Genomic DNA, 18,459 nt, shown 5'->3' on the forward strand with positions numbered 1-18,459 from the left:
TATGAATTCGTGGTGAGTGCAGCAGTCTCCGTGAAGGGTATGTGTGGTGACGTCAAAGGGTTTGTCAGGCAGAGCAGCTCTGATCACGGGTGTGAGTCGCGCACGCGGCATCGGTTTCTCGGTGGCATCGCGGTTTGCGCGGGCGGGTGCGAGTCTGTATCTCACCCACAACGTCGGCCACGATCAAGCCCAGCCATGGGGTGGGCAAGACATCTATTCAGTGATGGCCGAACTGTCAGCGCAGCTGCATGATGGCGCGGTGCTGCGGCATACGCACGCGGACTTCGAGGACCCAGCCGAGGCGTCGAGAGTGATCGACTGGTTGGACCAGCCGGTCGACATTCTTGTGGCCAACCATGCCCGTTCTGGTGGCGACAGTAGCCTGGCGCACATCACCGCGGGGGAGTTGGAGTCGCATTGGCGGGTGAATGCGCAATCGGTGTTGTTGCTCACTCAAGGATTTGCACAGCAATGTGTGGGGGAGTCGGGCCGCGTCATCTGGATGACGTCCGGGCAGGCGCTGGGCCCGATGCCCGGCGAGGTGGGGTACGCGGGTACCAAGGCAATGTTGGCGGGGCTGGTTCCGACGGTGGCTGATGAATTGATCGACCGGGGGATTCTGCTCAACGCCGTTAATCCCGGGCCGGTTAATACCGGTTATCTGGATCCCGAGACCATCTACAGCCGGGAGTTGTGCGAAGACCTGTTGCAGCGGTTCCCGCTGGGTAGGTTCGGTGAACCGGACGACCCAGCTCGCCTCGTCGAGTTTTTGGTCTCTGATGCGGGGCGGTGGATTGTCGGGCAGGTCATCGATTCCGAGGGTGGCTTCAGACGGTGGACGCTGACCTAGCTGATGCAGTGACGCCTCGACCCAGATGACCCAGCCGTTCGGTCGGATTCACATCGACGCGGACATCCGTGAGACTGCGCGCGTGCGCTTCGTGGACGAAGCAGTCGGCGGCATTCCCAACCTCTAACCCAGCCCTCTTCGCGCCGTCACACAGGAGAGCTACGGTCCGAGTGCGGTGAGACTCAGGTTGAGCCTTTCGGAGGTAGCGCACCGATGTGGGCCTCAACCTCAGCCAAGGTGGTGCACTCGCTTTCGATGGTGTCCCACCACCTGCTCTGCGTTGCCGCGTAGGTGCCATACCGGCCATAGTTCATTTGCGCTCGCGAGACGACGAGTCCATGCCGGGCCCGCGAAAGCATGACGAGCAGAACGCGATGTTCCTCGATCAGCGCTTCGCCGTGGCTGCTCTTCTTGTGGGGCATGTGCCCCTCCTCCAGGCCGATGACGAACACCCAGTCGAACTCTTGTCCCTTACCGGCATGAGCATTGAGAAGGTGCACTCCAGGACCGACCGCCTGATTCGGGTCGGACACGCGGATCGAACTCAGCGCTTCTCGGGCAGTGCTGGACCGGCCTTGCTCCAAGGCGGCGAAGGCATCATTGACCTGTTCCAAGGTGTCCACGTCAGAAGGATCGACGGCGTCGAGCACCGCTTCGCGCGCAACATCGAGTGTTGCGCCACGAGGCAGCGACGCGACCATCTCCCGGATAAGGGCGACTACACGAGGGTCCTCCAGCGCCAGGTCCCACCTTCGCACGGGGATGTCAGGCAGCGAGGTGAACGCCCTGTCAATATCCTCGCGACGCCATCCGGCCCTGCTAATCACTCCTACTGAAGCGGTTGGGTCACGTTCGATGATCTGTTGCGTCAGGCCGACCACAAGACGAGCCTCAGCGGCCCGGTCTTGCACTACGAGCGCGGCGGAGCAGCCACCCATGGGCCAGCGCTCGGGTCTTGCGGAGATCAGTTGCGTTGTCGAGGCGAGAGATCTGCTCACGGAGTTGACGGTGGCCAGTACACCCGGCGAGGCGCGGTATGACTCTCGGAGCATGATGGGCTCGGCACACGAGTCCCGCACTTCTCGCTCGACCTGCTCGGGCGCGGCTCCGGCCCACGAGAAGATGCCTTGCATCGGGTCCCCGGCGTAGGTCTGCCGCGCTGTGCAGCTGAGGCGTACGAGGTCAAGTTGCTGGAGCGATAGGTCTTGGAACTCATCGACCAGAACAGCGCCGAAGTGACAGCGATACAAATGGCCGACAGCCGGGATTCGCAGCAATCGCTGGGCGTGCCGAAGCAGGTCCTGGTAGTGAAGTTGCTTGGCTGTCTGGCGTTCCTTTTCGACACGGAGCGCCAGATCAGCACCGACGCAATCCCTCTTCTTCGTGAGGGCGTCGATGACTTCATCGTCGGAGAGGGGCGCCCGCTTGACCTCATCAAGAAGGTCCTCGGCGGCCCTTCTCCTCTCCACATTCGTCCCCGTCGCCTCCAATGCCTTGCGCAGCCTGCTGGTCGTGGGTAGCAGGAGACCGCCAGGGTCCAGACCGATGGTCCGACCATGGGCGAGGACGACTTCGGTAGCGTGCCCGTGGAAGTTGCGCACAGTCACGTAGCGGCGCATCCGTGCGTAGCCGAGTACGTTGCGCAGCCGCTCATGGAGATTCGTCTTAGCGCGGTTGGTGAAAGTGAGCGCAAGGATGCGTTGGTTCGGCCCGAGGAACTGGATCAGGTGGTCGGCGCGATGCGCTAGAACTTCGGTCTTGCCGCAACCCGGGGGCGCGATGATCATGGCGTGCCGCGCTTTTGCCTTTGCGGCGGCGGAATGCTCCCCGCTGAGCGCCTCGACCTTCATAGAAGGTCCAGGCCTTCTAGAGTGTGGAGAAGCCGCGCGACGCTGCCGATTCTCTCCGCCGATTCCTTGGTGAGCGATTCACCGACGCACACCGCCGCCGATACCTTGTCCTTACGGCAGTACGCGGCGATCACTTCTGGAGTGATGTCCTCGATGACCTTGACTCCGGCGGTCTGGATTACAGCGGCTTCCCGGCAGTGCCCGCCGCTGATCAGGGCTCGCGCAGTGCCCGGACCGCCCAGCGCCTCGGCATACTCATCCTCCAAGTCTGCATCCGAGACGAACACGCACTTGTCCACGATGGTGGCAGCCTTACCCCCGAAGGCGCCGATCCAACTTCCGCTCTCCTGCCGGTCCACCAGGCCAAGAAGGGTGGGGCCAAAGCCATCGGGCCCGAGCAGTGGGAAGACATTCCTGAACTTCTCCGCGCCGTCCAGGTCCACTACGACCGCCCCCAGCCGGTCTAGATCGATTTCCAGGGCGCGCGCAACAGCCTCCACGATCACACGGTCTGCGGCTCCCTCGACCAGGATCACGAACCGCGCTGCTAATGCCTCTAGCAGGCGCGGCGACCACCAGTGCGCTCGCACCTTCTCGACTTTCGATAGTGTGCTGGAACCAATCTGGCGGGCGGTCCCGTACCGATCTATCGCAATAATTTCGGCCGGCTCAAAGCGGTGCAGGATGTAGGGCGAGTGGGTCACGAGAATCTTCTGGTTTCCCTCGCCGCTGAGCAAGTCTGCGATCGTTCGCTGGCTGGTCGGATGAAGGTGCAGTTCCGGCTCGTCAATAGCGATGACGTTCGCAGCCCCTTCCGCGAGGTCGAAGAGCGTCATCGCCATCAGTTGGCGCACACCGTCCGACTGCTCATGGAGGGAGACCTGGTGCTCGTCACGGTTCAGGAAAAGCGCGACGTTGCCGAGCATGTCCTTCTCTGGGTCAGCGACGCTGCGGATGGCGAACTCCTCCCGCTCCACTTGGCGTGGCATCGCACGGCTGAGATGGGTCGCAACCGTTGTTAGGAGGTCACCCACCGACTCGTTCGCATCCAGTTCTTCATTGAACTGGGTCAACAGGTTCTTCAGAGTCTTCTCGTTGTCGCCGAGGTCGGCAGCGTCGAGGAGCGTCCTCACCGGGCTCATCGGACCCTCCATGATCGAAGCCCCCCTCGTTGCTCTGAGATAGCGCCAGCCGAAGGCTTCCAGTTGCTCGCGGCTCGGCACCCGCTCGTGTCCGCTTTCGGGGAACCACCGCCGCACCGTGACTGCCTCGTCATCCTCGGGGTGAGCCTCGACGCGCATCTGAACCCAGAGCGACTCACTCTCTTGGTCCTCAGCCACACTGATCTCAGCGGGGAACGGCGCTCGGTCCTTGTCGCTGAAGTCGGTCCAAATGACATCGACCAGCAGAGGCTGCTGGGGGTCCCGCAGATCGCTTGGGGACAGGGCCTGGTACAGGCTGGCCGTTGACGAACCGAGCGCTAGATTCAGCATTCGGAGGATCGACGACTTTCCGACGTCGTTGGCGCCAACGATGACGGCGTGTCTCCTCAGTTCAAGGTCCAGGTCCCGGACCCGGCTGTGGTTTTTTATAGTCACCCTGGATATGCGCATCGTGGTCTCGCTCTTCCACCCTGCTCGGGAACGAGGGCTAGCTTAGTGAACAAGCCTTCAAGCCCAGTGAAGCACCGGAGGTGCGCAGTCGCTGGGCGTGTCTGAGCGTGTCGCAGATTCCCGACATGTCGTTTCGTCGGACAGGGTGCCACCAACAGGCTGAGCCGTCCGTGCCATTTATCGGGGTCGACACAGCCGCGGTCCGCGAAGCCTTCGCAATTTTAACTGCCCGTGGGGGGTTCTGGCTTGCCCGTGCGAGTGCGCTCTGCGATCTGTCGGGCGATCTTGCGATCCTCGGTGGCGAACCCGGCCGATGGCCAGATGGCCATCCATCACGCCGACGGGCGGAGTCACTGCACGTCCACCAACCGTCCGTCGCCGTTGCTTAGCCGCACGAAGAAATCGGGGACGTGATCGCCGGAGTGGTCGGCCCTCTGCGTCGTTCGTGCCTTGGTCACATAGGACCCCCAGCGGGCTGGGATGAGATGCCTACGACCTCAGGGCCATGATCTGCGCTCAGGAGGTACCGCCGCTCCAGCAGGCTTTCGGCCCGGTGTGCGGCGCGTCGTCGTGGAGGACCACAACAGCTGTGCGCCTACCCGGCCAAGCGACGAACTCGCGATAAGTCTCGTCTGGAGTGAGAGGGGACACCCGCAAGCGGCGCGATGAGGTCGCGATAACACCGAAATGACATAATGTAGATTATCGGCGCGCTGCAGGTTGGGTCGTCGGCGTCCCGCGAGGCTGGTTCGCTGATCCGCAGGTGCCCCCGTAGCCGGTGGCGCCGTGTTGCTCAGGTTCGGCTGCAAGCACGCCTGTAAGGTCAGGAGTCTTGAATCACCGATCCGTCGTCAGCGTTGATCTCCACCTCAACGTCGTCGGATGCACCAGCGGGTTGAATATCAAATTCGTACTTAACCAGTCCGCTGTCCTTGCCCTCCATCTTCCATTCTCGAATGCTGCCGTCCTGCTGCTTGCGCGCGGCATCGGCGGCCTGCTGCACATCGATGAGCGAGTCGGGATCGAAGATCTTGGCGCGCTTCTTCGTGGCGTCGTCGCCCAGGTCATCCCGCTTCTCGGAGAGCTTGGACAAAGTGTTCGCGTCGTATTGGACAGCAAACTTATCCGCGGCGGAAAGGAGTTCGATCTTGTACTCCAGTCCACCGTTTTCCCGGCGCTCGAGCTCGATTTTACTCACCTGGCCATCGAATTCTTCCTGCGCCGCTTTGAGTGCGTCCTGCCATCCCTTGGCTGGCGGGTTGGCCACGACGTCCTCATCGGTGGCGTTCGACGAAGAATCTTGGGCCGTCGCCGGGGTTGAGGCTGCAACTGGCGACGGGGACTGCGCCGGTGGCGCGGTGTCGGAATCGGCACCTGAACTGCAGGCGGTCATTAAACCGAGAGTTGCAACGATAGATAGAACGGGCACATATTTACGACGCATGAGGCTGCGATTTCCTTCCTTCGAAATGCTGCGGACTGCAGGCCCGCTAGGACGACATTACCCAAGCGGGTTGTCGCAGATCTTTCGCCCCCGCCGAAAGTAGTCACGTACCACCTAGCCGTGAGGCGTACCGGTCGCGCAGTCACCTGATTACGGCCGCCCCCGGTCGTTTCGTGCGTGCTACCGAAGATCGTTTCCACTCCCCCGACCCGTCCAGGGTGTGCCTGCGTGGGCCTTCGCGCTTGCGGTCGATTGGGTGCTAATGCACCCAGCCGACCGCGTCACCGGCGCCGCCTGGGCTGGGCTGGGGCCGCACCCGGTGACCGCGAGCGTCCACCTCGTTGACCAGGTAGCGACCCAGATAGCCGCTGGCGCCCAGGACTAACGCCGAACTCATGACTGCCCCGGATCAGGTCGTGGCGTCCAGCATCGTTACCGAAGTTGGTAGGGCAATGGTGCGCGAGACGGTGCACAGTCGGTCCCGGGACTGCTCGATGGCGCGCGGCAGCCGCTGCCTGGCCTCATCTCCGCCTTCATCTGAGGGGAAACGCACCGTGAATGCCACCCGCACATCTGTGAGGTGGCTGCCCTCCTCGTCGTGGACCTTCTCCCCCGAGGCCTGCATCGAAAACTCCTCCGGTTCGGCGCGGCGCGCAGTGATGAGGTCGACGTCGATCCCTGCGCAGCCCGCGGCGGCGGCCAGCAGCAACTCCACAGGTGTGAAGTCGGCACTGTCTCCCGATCCCATGCTCATTCGTGCCCCGCGCTCGTTGACTGCCTCGAACGTTCCCGGCCCGGTACGGATTACCTGGACAGCATGCCTCTGGTCGCTCATTAATTACTCCATGTGTATGTGTGCGCGGCTACCTCGATGCCACCATCATGCTGCCCTTGCTGGGTGCGCGCCCAGGAACACCGGATCTGGGTTGGGAACCCTCCACTGCGGCGGACTCCTAAGGTGAGGACATGACTGCGACCCATGTGCCCGGACTACTGCTCACCGACCACACGATCCAGGTCCCCCTGGACCACAGTGAGCCCGAAGGTGAACAGATCACGCTATACGCACGTGAGGTCGCCACCCGGGACAGCAGCGACAAGCCGTACCTCGTCTTTCTGCAAGGTGGTCCCGGCTCCGAGGCCCCCCGCCCCAGCGGGGTCCCCTCCTCTCCCCCGTGGTTGGCCCGAGCCCTGGCCGACTACCGGGTACTCATGCTCGATCAGCGTGGCACCGGCGCCTCCACCCCGTTCGGGCTCGACGACCTCAAAACAGGGACCCCCGAACAGGTCGCCGCGCGGCTGACCCACTTTCGCGCCGACTCCATCGTCGAAGACGCAGAACTGCTGCGCGCCCACCTCGGTGTGCAGACCTGGAGCCTGCTCGGACAGTCCTTCGGCGGGTTCACCTCACTGGCCTACCTGTGCCGCTACCCGCACAGCCTGGCCGAGGTGTACATCACCGGCGGCCTCGCGGCCGTCGACCACAGCGCCGACGAGGTGTACGCCTCCACCTACGAGACCATGCGCCGTAAATCGCTGGCCTACTACCGGCGCTTCCCTGGCGACCGCGACCGGATGCGCGCTCTTCTGGCGGCCTGCAACGCCGGTGAGGTGGTGTTGCCGAACGGGGACGTGGTCACCCCCCGGCTACTACGCACGATCGGACTCAACCTCGGCGCCATCGGAGGCCTCGAGGCGGTCCACTACCTGCTGGAAGCCGATCACTGCTCCGCACGCTTCCGGTACGACCTGGAGGCGCTGCTGCCCTTCGGCGGGCGCAACCCGCTGTACTACGTGCTGCACGAATCCTCCTGCTGCAACGGCGGGGCCACCCGGTGGAGCGCGCAGCGAGTGATGCCGGCGGACTTCCAGGAAGACCTGACCCTGTTCACGGCCGAACACGTCTTCGACTGGCACTTGGAGGACCGCAGCGAACTGGCGCCCTACGCCGAGGTCACGCGCCTACTCGCCGAACACGATTGGCCACGGCTCTACGACGCCGACGCGTTGCGCCAGGCCGACGTACCCGTCGCCGCCGCCATCTACTCCGACGACGCCTACGTCACCCGCGCCTTCTCCGAGGAGACCGCAGCTCTGCTGCCGCGGATGCGCGCCTGGGTGACCAGCGAGTACGAACACAACGGCCTTCGCTTCGACGGGGCAAAGGTTTTAGACCGGCTGATCGCGCTGGCCCGCGACGAAACCTACTGAGTCGGCAAGGAACCCCACCGCCTCCGAAGCACACGGGGAGCCGGTGGCAAAGCCATCTCGAGGCGTCTGCGCGCCATGCGTCCAGGCGTCACTGACCCCCCTGTCACAGGGGAGGCATAGGCTGAGTTGACGCCTTCGTCGAGAAGGCGATGGGTGCGGCGAAGCCGCCCCGAATCTCGAGTGAGAAGGAGCGAAAACATGACAGACCAAACCGACCACGGCCCGGCTCCCTACGTCGTGAACATCGAGGAAGAGACCCTCGGGAACGACACCTACCGCACCACGCTTTGGACGGGTAAGAACCTCCAACTCACCCTGATGGCCATCGCGCCTGGTGACGACGTCGGCCTTGAGGTGCACGAGGACCACGACCAGTTCCTGCGTATCGAGTCCGGTCGGGGGCGTGCCCAGATGGGCCCGGCCAAGGACAACTTCACCCTTGACCAGGAGGTCGGCGACGACTGGGCCGTGCTGGTTCCGGCCGGGTCGTGGCACAACGTCACCAACATCGGTGACGAGCCGCTCAAGCTGTACTCCCTGTACGCGCCTCCGGAGCACGTTCACGGCACGGTGCACGTCACCAAGGCTGACGCGGACGCCGACCCGAACGAGCACTGAGACACCCCGGTCCCGCACCATGGACGCGCGGCGCATGCCCGACGGCGTGCGCCGCGCGCGTGTGTCTGGCCTGCCGACCGCCGGCAGTGACCAGGGCTTCAGGGTCGGCGCCGGGCCCGCGCCGTCGGGGTAGCACTCCACGGGTCCACCGGCCAGGGGTGCTTGGGGTAGCGCCCGCGCATCTCCGAGCGCACCTGGGCATAAGGACCGGACCAGAACGAGGCCAGATCATCGGTGACCGCCAGCGGTCGTTGCGCCGGCGAGAGCAGGTGGAAGAGCAACGGAACGGCGCCGTCGAGAATGCGTGGCGTGTCCGCCCACCCGAAGCATTCCTGCAACTTGACGGCCACAACGGGTCGATCCCGTGGGTCCTGCGGGTAGGTGATGCGTACGCTCGAGCCGCTGGGCACCTTCAAACGCTGCGGTGCCAGCTCCTCCAACCGCGTTGCTGCCGGCCACGGAAGTAGCCGACGCAGCGGATCGCTCAATTCGAGGCGATCTGGTCGCCCACCGAACGAGCCCCCCGCCAGCGCGTCCAGTTCCGGCGCGAGCCACTGCTCAAGGCGTGCTGCAAGCGCGTCGTCGCTGACATCTGGCCACGGCTGCCCCAGGTAGTGATGCAGCATCGCCAACCGCCGCCGAAGTTCGGTGCCCGACTGCGACCAGGCGAGCATGCTCGGGTCGGTGCTGATCGCCGCCGCGAGCGCTTGCCGAGCCTGCGGGGGCGAGGGCGTGACGGGGGCGCTGGTGATTTCGATGGCCCCCAACGCCTTGACCCGCCGCGCGGTGACGCGCTGCTGTACCTGCGTTCGAACCTCGTCGCTCAGCAGTGGCGCGGCAACGCAGATAGCGAGTTCTTCGCTCAACGGCGCGGCAGCTCGAATGAGGGCACCGGTCCCGGCTCCTGCCCGCCCGGGTGCCACGGTCACCTCCGCGATGGCCAACCACTCGTGACCGGTCAGCGAGCTCGAGCCAGGCAGCGCAGCTCGGGTGCCGGAGGCCAGCAGGTAGGTCTCCCCGACCAGGCGGGCGATCCGGGTAGGGAAGGCCAGTCCGAGAAGTGCACCCACCAGGTAGTCCTGGCTGTCGCTCGCCGGTAGGGGGATGTTGGCGCCTGACGCCTGATCGGAGGCGACCGTTCTTGCCTTCGGCGCACGCCGGGCCAGCTGGGTGAGTCGGCGGGTCTCAGCGGCCCACGTTTGTGCTGCGGCTCCCCGCCCGGCGCGCAGTTCGCGCAAGAGCCGCACCAGATTGGCATCCGGCGCCCGAAGATCACTGCTGACCATGGCCACGACCTGCGCGGCGAGCTCGGCACCCCAAAGCTGGGTACCGTCGAAAAGTGCCCGCGCCAGGCGAGGATCGACTGGGGCTCGGGCCAGTTCTCGCCCGTAAGGGGTTGCCTGCCCGAGCTCGTCGACGGCGCCGAGACCGTGCAGGGTCTGCACTGCTTCCTCAATGGCGTTGGTGGGGGGCGGATCTGGCAGCGGTAGGCCCGCACCTGCCGGTGTCCCCCAGCAGGCGAGCGCGAGCGCGGCGCCGGTGAGGTCGGCTGCGGCGATCTGCGGGGTGCTGTGCGGCGCCATCGCGGCAAAGGTCGCTTCGTCGTAGCAGCGCACCACGGTGCCGGGGCCGAGCCGGGCGGCGCGGCCGGCCCGTTGGATAGCGGAGTCCCGTGAGCAGGCCCGGGTCACCAGACCGCCCATGGCGCGACCGCTGTCGCGCCGGGGTTCGCGGGACAGCCCCGCGTCTACCACCAGCCGCACCCCCGGCACGGTCAAGGAGGACTCGGCCAGCGAGGTAGACACGACGATGCGGGGCCTTCGGCTGCTACTGGCGGAAGTGGCCACATCCTGCTCGCGCGCCGAGAGGCGGCCGTGCAGAGGCAGAACCTCCACGGCCGGGGCGTGTTGACGGATCCTAGCGACGACGTGATCGACTTCGAGGGCGCCAGGGACGAAAACGAGTGCGTCGCCTTCGGCTTGTTCCCGGGCTGCTACGGCCACCACCGCCACGTGATCTAGGAAAGATCGCTCGATGCCGCGCGGGCCGAGTCGCGGCGCACTCGCCGGCTGCCAGCGGACCTGCAGCGGGTGAGTGGCCGCATCACACGTCACGATCGGGGCGGGGTGGCCCGGATCGCCGAGGAGGGCTGCGAAGCGAGGCGCGTCCAGGGTGGCCGACATCGTCACCAGCCGAAGGTCCTCGCGTAACGTGCGCACTTCGGCCAGCATGCCGACCAACAGGTCGGTCTCCAGGCCGCGCTCGTGCACTTCGTCGATGACTACGGCGCTGGTTCCCGGTAGGTCGGGGGCGCTGAGCAGGCGATTTAACAGCACACCGGGGGTGCAGAACTCGATGATCGTCTCGGTGCCGCAGGTGCGCTCACCGCGCACCGTGTAGCCGACGAGCTCGCCGATCTGGCCTCCGGTGAGGTAGGCCAACCGCCGAGCGGCAGCGCGAGCGGCGACACGGCGCGGTTGAGTCACCACGATCTTGCCGGCCACGCCGACGTTGCGGACCTCCGCCTCGCCCAGCACGGCGTTGGCCACAGCCGGTGGCACCAGAGTCGTCTTTCCGGTACCGGGTGGGGCCTGCACGACCACCGCGCCGGGCCGGGCCAGGTGCGCCTCCAACTGGGGCAGCACCGCGCTGAAGCTCAGCTGGGCGCCGATGCGGTGCAGGTCGAAGTGCATGTTTACAGTCTGGGGCCCTTTCCCCTCGTCCGTGGCCGCTCGCCTGACCCGCACGGGGTGGAGCTGGGCACAGCAACGGGCCCGGATCGAGGATCGATCCGGGCCCGCTCAACGCTGGATGGTGCTCAGTTCTTGAAGGCGTCCTTGACGCTCTCGCCGGCCTTCTTGAATTCGGCCTTGGCCTGGTCGCCCTTGCCCTCGGCCTGAAGGTCCTTGTCGTCGGAGGCCTTGCCTGCGGCTTCTTTGGCCTTGCCAGCCATGTCCTCGGCTGCGTTGCTGATCTTGTCGCCGATGCCCATGAGCACTCCTAGCTCTAGAACGGATAGTGCTTCCCTGTTACCCAGGTGCACTCACAGTAAACCCACCCGGGGAGAACCGACCAGGACCAGCCTGGCCTCGCCGGGCAACAAGTGTGCGTAACCGTTGTTGCGCTTGTCGGATTGGCGCGGCCCGGCTGGGCTCGCTACCGTAGTTGAGTCCGCTTCGCGGTCGCTCCGGGGGGTAAGTGTTCGACTCATTGATTGGGGTCCTGATGTCGTTGCCTGCCCGCAACCGCGCCGCCATGTGCGCGGCGGCGTTGATGACAGGCCTCGGTCTCCTCCTCCCCCACTCCGTGGCACAGGCCTCCCCCAGCACCGACGGGTCGTCCCCGGTTGCCAGCACGCGACCTGGGCAAGAGCGGGAACCGTTGACGCCGGCGCAGGTACGCGAACAGGTCGCCGAAGCCGAACGCATGCAGAAGAAGCTGGAAGCCACCGACGCGAAGCTGGCTGCGGCCAATGCCAAACTCGCCGCGCTGGCAGCCCGCTCCAACTTGTTGATGGACGAAGTGACAGCGGCCCGGAGCGCACAGAAGGTCGCTGAGCGCAACGAGGCGCGGCAGAAAGCGAAGCTAAAGAAGTTGGCGGCCGAGACCGCCGCCGCCAGGCGCGACCTGGAGCGGATGGCTTACGACGCCTACGTCAACGGTCCGGGTTCGCTGCGCGAAGTCGCAGCGCTGGTGGATCTGGTTTCCGGCGGTGAGGAGGGTGTTGCGGTCGGTACCACCGACTACCTCAGCGGGGAACGCGCAGCAGACGAGAGTCGCTACGCTGCCTTGACCAAAGCCCAACAGCAGGTTGCCCAGCAGGCCGCAAAAGCCAGTGCCGAGCGCGAGGCTGCGACCGCTAAAGCCGTTCGGGCGCAGCAGGCCTCCGCGGCGGCGGTGGCTGCCCAGCAGAAGGCACTGATCGAGATGCAACAGGTTGCCGGCAACACGCGCGCAGCCTTGGCGGACCTCGGGGTTGATGCCCAAGGTCGCTTCGCCGGAATCGATATGGCGACGCTGAGCGAAGTGTCGACGACCCCGTTGTGTACCCAGCAGAATGGGGTGTACGCCAACGGGATGATTCCCGGAAGTGCGTTGTGCCCCATCTCAGGTGCCCCCGGCCACATGATGCGCCCGGAGGCGGCTCGAGCCTTGAGTGCCCTGCGTGAGGCCTATGCCCAAGCGTTCGGCCAGCAGATGTGCATGACGGACTCCTACCGCAGCTATGCGGCCCAGGTAGATGTGAAGCGACGTAAGCCGCGCCTGGCCGCAACGCCTGGAACGAGTAATCACGGCCTCGGCCTTGCGGTCGATCTATGCGGAGGTATCGAGAATTTCGGTACGCCGCAACATGAGTGGATGAAGCAGCACGCGCCCCTGTTCGGGTACTTCCACCCGTCCTGGGCGCAGGCCGGCGGCTCCAAGCCAGAACCCTGGCATTGGGAGTTCGCCTCCTGAGTCAAGACGGGTGAACTGGCCCGTCTCGGAACATAGGGCAGCACCCGAACGTTGCCCTACGTGTGTTACTGCCCGACAGCGGGCGAATGTTAACCGTGGTGATGGAGGAAACAGGTATGGCAGAGCGATCGCTGCGAGGGACCAATCTCAGCGCCCTCAGCATGGAGACCGACGAGAACGTCGTGCTCAGCGAGCGCCAGATCACGCGCTACGTGTGCTCGAACAACCACGTCAGCGAGCTTCCGTTCTCCATCGAAGCCGACATCCCCCCTGTGTGGGAGTGCCGGTGTGGCCTGGAGGCCAAGCTCGTGGACGGCCCTGAAGTCGAGGGCAAGCCGACCAAGGCAGCACGCACCCATTGGGACATGCTTTTGGAACGCCGTTCGATCCCTGAACTGGAAGAGCTACTGAAAGAACGTTTGGAACTGCTGCGTCGGTCCCGGGGCGAGAAACCCTCCAAGACCGCCTGAGCAGACCTCGACGTCATCGTCTCATCCGCCCCCGGACCAGCAGCTGGTCCGGGGGCGGAACTGCGATTTGGTCCAGGGCGAGGCTGATCAGCGAAGTCGTACCCCGCGTACGATGCCGGTGCGTGCAAGTAGTTGGCGTTCGGCGATGCTCTGCAACCAGCCGCGGGTGATGGGACGTGTCACCGGCAGAACCAGGAAGAGACCGGCGGCGTCGGTAACGAACCCGGGTGTGAGCAACAAGGCGCCCCCGACGAGCACCAGTGCTGCGTCGGTGAGTTCGCGGGCCGGCATCTTCCCGGCCGAGAGCGCCTCACGTAGCGCGTGCCAGGCGTGTGAGCCTTCTCGTTTCATCAGCCAGGCACCGAGCAGCGACATCAGGATCAGCAGTCCGATGGTCGGCCACAGACCGATGACCCGGCCTGCTCCGATCAGCGCGGCGACCTCCACCAAGGGCATGACGAAAAAGACCACGGCGAGCAGACCGAAAAACCCGACGCCACGGCGGCGGGATGTGGCAGGTCCTGCTGAGTAGGGACGCTGGGGTGGTAGCTGGGTCATCAATCCTCCGAGTTCGGCGGGTGGCCCGGGCGTAAAGCGCGGCGCACCTGTTCGTATCGATAACGCCCGCCCCAGGCTGTTACGTTCCACAGTGATTCCCGCACGATGGCCTTGCTCATCTTGGAATCCCCGGCTGTGCGCTCCACGAACGTGATCGGAACCTCCACGACCCGCAGTCCCGCCCGCACCACGCGCCAGGTCAGGTCCGTCTGGAAGCAATAGCCCTGGGAAGCCACCGCGTCTAACCCGATGCGCTGCAATGTCTGCGCGCGATAGACCCGGAAGCCGGCCGTTGCGTCGGCCACTGGCATCCCCAGCAGCAGGCGGGTGTACTGGTTACCGCCGACCGAGAGCAACTTGCGATGCCACGGCCAGTTGACGATTTTTCCGCCTGGGATCCACCGTGAGCCGATGACTAGGTCTGCTTGTGATGCAGCTTGCAGCAACCGCGGTAGATCTTGTGGCCGGTGCGAACCGTCCGCGTCCATCTCCACGATCGTGTCGTAGCCGGCTTGCAGAGCCCACCGGAAGCCGGCCAAGTAGGCAGCTCCCAGCCCCTCCTTACCGGCACGGTGCAGGACCTGCACGAACGGGTCGTCCTGGGCCAGCGCGTCGGCGACCTGGCCCGTGCCATCCGGTGAGGAGTCGTCCAGGATGAGCACGTGCGCTTGCGGGGCGTATTGACGAACCCCCTGCACCACGATCGGCAGGTTTTCGCGCTCGTTGTAGGTCGGGATGCAGACGACGATCCGTTCGACCGGGTCGGTCGAATAGTGGACGCCGGCAGGGGTGGTCACAGGCACGATGAAGATCCCCTTGTCGATGGCGGACCTCGAGTCTACCGGGGGGCCTGCCTGGATCCTCGCCTGCGCGTCGGCCGCAGGGCAGCGGCCACGAGAACCAGTGCGACCAGCGCCGTCAACCGATCCGGCCACGGACCCAGACGGGCGGCGAGAGTCAGCTCAGAACGTAGTGGCAGCCTCCCCTGGATGATGGCCGGCTCGAACATCTGGGTGGCTTGGTGGGCGACCCCGTCCGGGGTGATCAGGGCGCTGATCCCGACGTTGGAGGAATGCACCACGCTGCGACCGAACTCGATGGCGCGGATGCGGGAGATCGCAAGCTGCTGCGCGGACTCTGCGGACAGGTCGAACATCGCGTTGTTCGTCTGGATGATCAGCACGTTGGCCCCCGAATGCACGGCCTCCTGCAGCACATCCTCGATGGCCACCTCGAAGCAGATCCCTAGACCGGCCGCGATCGTGGGTCCCTGGCTGTTGGGGATGCGCATCAGACCGACCTTGTCGCCGGCGACGAAGTCGCGCTCCAGCAGGTCGACCTTGCGGGTGATCGCCCGGAAGAAGTCCCGATACGGCATGAACTCCGCGAACGGGACCGGGCGCCGCTTCACGTAGCGCTGCGTAGGGCCGTGCCCCGGCAGGTACAGCAGGCTTGTGTTCGAGACGTACTCCCCCGGCCCGGCCAAGACCGCGCCCACCAACAGTGGGGCGTCCAGGTCCGCCACGGCCCGGTCGATGACCGCGCCCGCGTCCGGGTTGAGGAACGGGTCGATGTCGCTGGCGTTCTCCGGCCAGACAACCAGATCTGGAGCGGGCCGCGCGCCCGAAGCGATCTGTGCGGCGGCGAGTTCACTGACCCGACCGTGGTTATCCAGGATCTGGCGTCGTTTGGCGTTGAAGTCCAGGCCAGTCTGGGGGGCATTGCCTTGGATCGCCATGAATTGACCCGAGGGCCCATCGGTGGGTAGCGGGATGAGCAGCGGCGCCATCAGCAGCAGCACTGCGGTTACGGCCGGCACGGCGACAGCGCGCGGTGGGCGTAGGCGATACATGGCATGGCCAGCACGGCCCAGCAGGGCGCCGATGAGCGCGACCGCGAACCCGACCGCCGCCGGACCGCCCAGGGCAGCCAGCCCCGCCAGCGGAGAGTCTGCTTGGCTGAATGCCACCCGACCCCAAGGGAAACCGCCGAAGGGCGCGACGCTGCGCACCCACTCCAGCCCCGTCCAGACCAGCGCCGTCGCCACCGGCCGCAGCAGCACCTGTCGGCGGTGCAGCGCCGCGACCGACATGGTGAAGACCCCCACGAAGAATGCCAGCGCGAATGCCAGCGCGAACCACGGCAGCCATCCGACATGAAGCCCGGTCCAGGACACGTAGGGGATGAACCAGGCCGCTCCCCCGAGGAAGCCGAGCAGGAAACCACGACCGAGGCCGGTTCCAACGGCGCTCAGAGCGAGCAGAGCTATCCCCAGCGGGGCCATGAGCCACAGGTTGATGTCGGGAAATGAGAGCCAGAGGGCCGCTCCCCCGGCCACAGCGAGCGGGAGTCGGCGAAGCATGAGCGCAAGCCTAGGACACCCACACCCGAAGACAGGCACCGGAGCGCGCGCTTCGCCTCTGTGGGCGGGGACACCCCGGTGCTGCCCGGTGCGTACGCCTGCGTGTGCAGAACGCGAGGTCATCGCGGGAAGCCGTGCGAAGAATTGACAAGGCCCGCACGCCGTTGGGGCCAGACCCGGCGCGACGCCAGACGCGCCGACGAGCCTGTTTTCTACTTGGCGTGCGGGCCTCGGAGTCACCTGTGGTCCGAGCGAGGACTCGGGGACCGGCTAGAAGGTCGGCGACAGCGCGCGCACGTCACCGGGCTGCCTGGCAGGTGCACCCCGAGCCACCTTGCCCCTGGCGGGACCTTCGGTGACAACGGCTCCACGCTACTGGCCTGTGGCCCACAGTCAACTGGCGTCTGACCTGGCACAACATCCTGTACCCCCAGGTCAGACGCCTGTACAAGACATGGTAAGGAGAAGGTCAAGAGCGCCGGGAGGTCTGTTGATGCAGCAGGTGAGAGCGCCGAGAGAGACATTGCGCCCGTGGCAGACTGCCGTCATGTCCAAGAGACGAGCGCAGTCCGGTTCGACTCCCGCAGTGATTCAACTCACCGAGGCGGGGGTGAGCTTTCGCCAGCATGAGTACGCCCATTCCCCTGACGCAGAATCTTTCGGGATGGAGGCTGCGCAGGAGCTAGGCGTAGCCGCCGAGCAGGTCTTCAAGACCTTGCTGGTGGAGGTGGACGGCAAACTCGGCGTCACGATCCTGCCCGTGGACCGGCGCCTGGACCTCAAAGCCGCCGCCGCCGCACTGTCCGGCAAGAAAGCATCCCTGGCCGACCCGCAACTGGCCCAGCGCAGCACCGGCTACGTGCTCGGGGGCATCAGCCCCTTCGGGCAACGCCGCCGGCTGCCTACAGTGCTGGACGAGAGCGCCCGCGCCCACGAGACGATCTTCGTCTCCGGCGGCAAACGCGGGCTGGATCTCGAGGTCGCACCCGTAGACCTGGTGAGGGTCCTGAACGCCGCCACCGCCAACTTGACCCGCTGACCCCCCCGACCCGCCGACCGTAAAGGCCGCTCATGTCCCAGGCCCCTCGCAGCATCGCGCCGCTGCTGCTCCTCGACTCCGCGTCGCTGTACTTTCGTGCGTTCTACGGGGTGCCTGAGCGTCGCAGCAGCCCCGAAAAGACCCCGACGAACGCCATCCGCGGCTTGCTCGACATGATCGCCTCCCTGGCCCTCACGCATCGCCCCAGCGGCATGGTCGCCTGCTGGGACGACGATTGGCGCCCAGCGTTTCGGGTGCAGGCCATCCCCACCTACAAGGAGCACCGCCTCGCTGACGGCGGCGCCGACGGCGAACAGGTGCCCCCCGAACTGTCGGTGCAGGTGCCGCTCATCCAAGAAGTGCTGGCCGCGATCGGGATCGAACGCATCGGCTGCCCTGGATACGAAGCCGACGACGTCATCGGAACCCTGACCACCCGCGCGGTGGCCCGCGGCGTGCCGGTGCGGATCGTCACCGGCGATCGTGACCTGTTCCAACTCGTGGATGACGAAGCGGATGTCGTCGTGGTGTACACCGCACGAGGCGGTGTGCGCGGGGCCGACCTGGTCGACCAGGCCTACCTGCAGCAACAGCACGGCGTCACCAGCGGGCAGCAGTACCTCGACCTGGCGGTACTGCGCGGAGACCCCAGCGACGGCCTGCCCGGGGTGAAGGGTGTAGGCGCCAAAACGGGGGTCAAACTCATGCAGGAATACACCAGCCTGACCAACCTGCGCAGCGCTCTGGAGCGGGGCGAGGGCCCTACCGGGGCGGTCGGGTCTCGCTTGGTAGCGGCACGCGAGTACCTCGGAACGGCCGTAGAGGTGGTCCGTGTCGTGCGGGATTGCCCCATCGCGCCGGTCTCCGGGGCAATCCCTGCCCGGGTGCACGACCCTGCCGCCCTGGGCGAACTCATCGAGCGGCTGGGCATCGGAACCTCGGTCAACCGGGTGCTGACCGCTCTGGGCACCCAGCCCTGAGCGGCC

General features: G+C 65.8%; 17 protein-coding genes. 7 read left to right on the forward strand and 10 right to left on the reverse strand.

The annotated features are described in order from the left end of the window. The first annotated feature begins 46 nt into the window (after positions 1–46). On the forward strand, positions 47–850 hold the full coding sequence (locus G9V96_RS01720) for an SDR family oxidoreductase (protein ID WP_168581488.1): 804 nt from the start codon (positions 47–49) through the stop codon (positions 848–850). 182 nt (positions 851–1,032) lie between these two features. On the opposite strand, the gene G9V96_RS01725 is transcribed toward G9V96_RS01720, so the two are convergent. From G9V96_RS01725 to G9V96_RS01745, 5 genes are all read right to left on the reverse strand, one after another. Further along, complete coding sequence (locus G9V96_RS01725) at positions 1,033–2,700, reverse strand: UvrD-helicase domain-containing protein (RefSeq protein ID WP_168581489.1); 1,668 nt, start codon at positions 2,698–2,700, stop codon at positions 1,033–1,035. After that, entirely contained in the window at positions 2,697–4,313 is a 1,617-nt protein-coding gene (locus G9V96_RS01730; protein WP_168581490.1) for an ATP-dependent nuclease, read from the reverse strand. Before G9V96_RS01730 ends, G9V96_RS01725 begins: the two co-directional genes overlap by 4 nt. A gap of 823 nt (positions 4,314–5,136) precedes the next feature. Then, complete coding sequence (locus G9V96_RS01735; protein ID WP_168581491.1) at positions 5,137–5,757, reverse strand: PepSY domain-containing protein; 621 nt, start codon at positions 5,755–5,757, stop codon at positions 5,137–5,139. A gap of 259 nt (positions 5,758–6,016) precedes the next feature. Next, complete coding sequence (locus G9V96_RS01740; protein WP_168581492.1) at positions 6,017–6,154, reverse strand: hypothetical protein; 138 nt, start codon at positions 6,152–6,154, stop codon at positions 6,017–6,019. 12 nt (positions 6,155–6,166) lie between these two features. Continuing rightward, positions 6,167–6,592 carry an OsmC family protein gene (locus G9V96_RS01745; protein ID WP_168581493.1) on the reverse strand — a complete coding sequence of 142 codons (426 nt, stop codon included), beginning with the start codon at positions 6,590–6,592 and terminating at the stop codon, positions 6,167–6,169. 131 nt (positions 6,593–6,723) lie between these two features. Here G9V96_RS01745 and G9V96_RS01750 point away from each other — a divergent pair, with 131 nt between their 5' ends. Beyond that, positions 6,724–7,968: an alpha/beta fold hydrolase gene (locus G9V96_RS01750; protein WP_168581494.1), complete on the forward strand. Its 1,245-nt coding sequence runs from the start codon at positions 6,724–6,726 to the stop codon at positions 7,966–7,968. Between the two features lie 198 nt (positions 7,969–8,166). Beyond that, on the forward strand, positions 8,167–8,586 hold the full coding sequence (locus tag G9V96_RS01755; RefSeq protein ID WP_168581495.1) for a cupin domain-containing protein: 420 nt from the start codon (positions 8,167–8,169) through the stop codon (positions 8,584–8,586). A 98-nt stretch (positions 8,587–8,684) separates the two neighbouring features. Here the strand turns inward: G9V96_RS01755 and hrpB are convergent, their stop codons facing one another. Continuing rightward, a complete protein-coding gene (hrpB, locus tag G9V96_RS01760) occupies positions 8,685–11,279 on the reverse strand; it encodes an ATP-dependent helicase HrpB (RefSeq protein WP_168581496.1) in 2,595 nt (864 codons plus the stop codon). Between the two features lie 125 nt (positions 11,280–11,404). Further along, a complete protein-coding gene (locus G9V96_RS01765; protein ID WP_168581497.1) occupies positions 11,405–11,578 on the reverse strand; it encodes a CsbD family protein in 174 nt (57 codons plus the stop codon). A gap of 233 nt (positions 11,579–11,811) precedes the next feature. Here G9V96_RS01765 and G9V96_RS01770 point away from each other — a divergent pair, with 233 nt between their 5' ends. Both G9V96_RS01770 and G9V96_RS01775 read left to right on the forward strand, forming a co-directional pair. Then, complete coding sequence (locus G9V96_RS01770) at positions 11,812–13,044, forward strand: M15 family metallopeptidase (RefSeq protein WP_168581498.1); 1,233 nt, start codon at positions 11,812–11,814, stop codon at positions 13,042–13,044. A gap of 116 nt (positions 13,045–13,160) precedes the next feature. After that, complete coding sequence (locus G9V96_RS01775) at positions 13,161–13,514, forward strand: RNA polymerase-binding protein RbpA (protein WP_168581499.1); 354 nt, start codon at positions 13,161–13,163, stop codon at positions 13,512–13,514. Positions 13,515–13,601: 87 nt separating this feature from the next. Here G9V96_RS01775 and G9V96_RS01780 read toward each other — a convergent pair whose 3' ends face one another. From G9V96_RS01780 to lnt, 3 genes are read right to left on the reverse strand one after another with little or no spacing between them, the layout of a single operon-like run. Next, complete coding sequence (locus G9V96_RS01780) at positions 13,602–14,072, reverse strand: FxsA family protein (protein ID WP_226913376.1); 471 nt, start codon at positions 14,070–14,072, stop codon at positions 13,602–13,604. Beyond that, positions 14,072–14,869: a polyprenol monophosphomannose synthase gene (locus G9V96_RS01785; protein WP_210424439.1), complete on the reverse strand. Its 798-nt coding sequence runs from the start codon at positions 14,867–14,869 to the stop codon at positions 14,072–14,074. Before G9V96_RS01785 ends, G9V96_RS01780 begins: the two co-directional genes overlap by 1 nt. A gap of 41 nt (positions 14,870–14,910) precedes the next feature. Next, a complete protein-coding gene (gene lnt, locus G9V96_RS01790) occupies positions 14,911–16,434 on the reverse strand; it encodes an apolipoprotein N-acyltransferase (protein ID WP_168581500.1) in 1,524 nt (507 codons plus the stop codon). A gap of 547 nt (positions 16,435–16,981) precedes the next feature. On the opposite strand from lnt, the gene ybaK reads away from it, so the two are divergent. Together ybaK and G9V96_RS01800 are read left to right on the forward strand one after the other, a co-directional pair. Then, positions 16,982–17,473: a Cys-tRNA(Pro) deacylase gene (gene ybaK / locus G9V96_RS01795; protein ID WP_168581501.1), complete on the forward strand. Its 492-nt coding sequence runs from the start codon at positions 16,982–16,984 to the stop codon at positions 17,471–17,473. A gap of 32 nt (positions 17,474–17,505) precedes the next feature. Further along, the gene (locus tag G9V96_RS01800; protein ID WP_168581502.1) at positions 17,506–18,453 is read left to right on the forward strand and encodes a 5'-3' exonuclease; all 948 of its coding nucleotides are present in this window, start codon (positions 17,506–17,508) and stop codon (positions 18,451–18,453) included. Positions 18,454–18,459 lie beyond the last annotated feature (6 nt).

The organism is Gephyromycinifex aptenodytis (assembly GCF_012277275.1).
In the GTDB taxonomy this organism is placed as follows: domain Bacteria; phylum Actinomycetota; class Actinomycetes; order Actinomycetales; family Dermatophilaceae; genus Gephyromycinifex; species Gephyromycinifex aptenodytis.

Coding starts and splice junctions, on each gene's coding strand:
- G9V96_RS01725 (WP_168581489.1), bottom strand. CDS start 2,700: ATGAAGGTCGAGGCGCTCAGCGGGGAGCATTCCGCCGCCGCAAAGGCA.
- G9V96_RS01730 (WP_168581490.1), bottom strand. CDS start 4,313: ATGCGCATATCCAGGGTGACTATAAAAAACCACAGCCGGGTCCGGGAC.
- G9V96_RS01735 (WP_168581491.1), bottom strand. CDS start 5,757: ATGCGTCGTAAATATGTGCCCGTTCTATCTATCGTTGCAACTCTCGGT.
- G9V96_RS01740 (WP_168581492.1), bottom strand. CDS start 6,154: ATGAGTTCGGCGTTAGTCCTGGGCGCCAGCGGCTATCTGGGTCGCTAC.
- G9V96_RS01745 (WP_168581493.1), bottom strand. CDS start 6,592: ATGAGCGACCAGAGGCATGCTGTCCAGGTAATCCGTACCGGGCCGGGA.
- G9V96_RS01750 (WP_168581494.1), top strand. CDS start 6,724: ATGACTGCGACCCATGTGCCCGGACTACTGCTCACCGACCACACGATC.
- G9V96_RS01755 (WP_168581495.1), top strand. CDS start 8,167: ATGACAGACCAAACCGACCACGGCCCGGCTCCCTACGTCGTGAACATC.
- hrpB (WP_168581496.1), bottom strand. CDS start 11,279: ATGCACTTCGACCTGCACCGCATCGGCGCCCAGCTGAGCTTCAGCGCG.
- G9V96_RS01765 (WP_168581497.1), bottom strand. CDS start 11,578: ATGGGCATCGGCGACAAGATCAGCAACGCAGCCGAGGACATGGCTGGC.
- G9V96_RS01770 (WP_168581498.1), top strand. CDS start 11,812: ATGTCGTTGCCTGCCCGCAACCGCGCCGCCATGTGCGCGGCGGCGTTG.
- G9V96_RS01775 (WP_168581499.1), top strand. CDS start 13,161: ATGGCAGAGCGATCGCTGCGAGGGACCAATCTCAGCGCCCTCAGCATG.
- G9V96_RS01780 (WP_226913376.1), bottom strand. CDS start 14,072: ATGACCCAGCTACCACCCCAGCGTCCCTACTCAGCAGGACCTGCCACA.
- lnt (WP_168581500.1), bottom strand. CDS start 16,434: ATGCTTCGCCGACTCCCGCTCGCTGTGGCCGGGGGAGCGGCCCTCTGG.
- ybaK (WP_168581501.1), top strand. CDS start 16,982: ATGTCCAAGAGACGAGCGCAGTCCGGTTCGACTCCCGCAGTGATTCAA.
- G9V96_RS01800 (WP_168581502.1), top strand. CDS start 17,506: ATGTCCCAGGCCCCTCGCAGCATCGCGCCGCTGCTGCTCCTCGACTCC.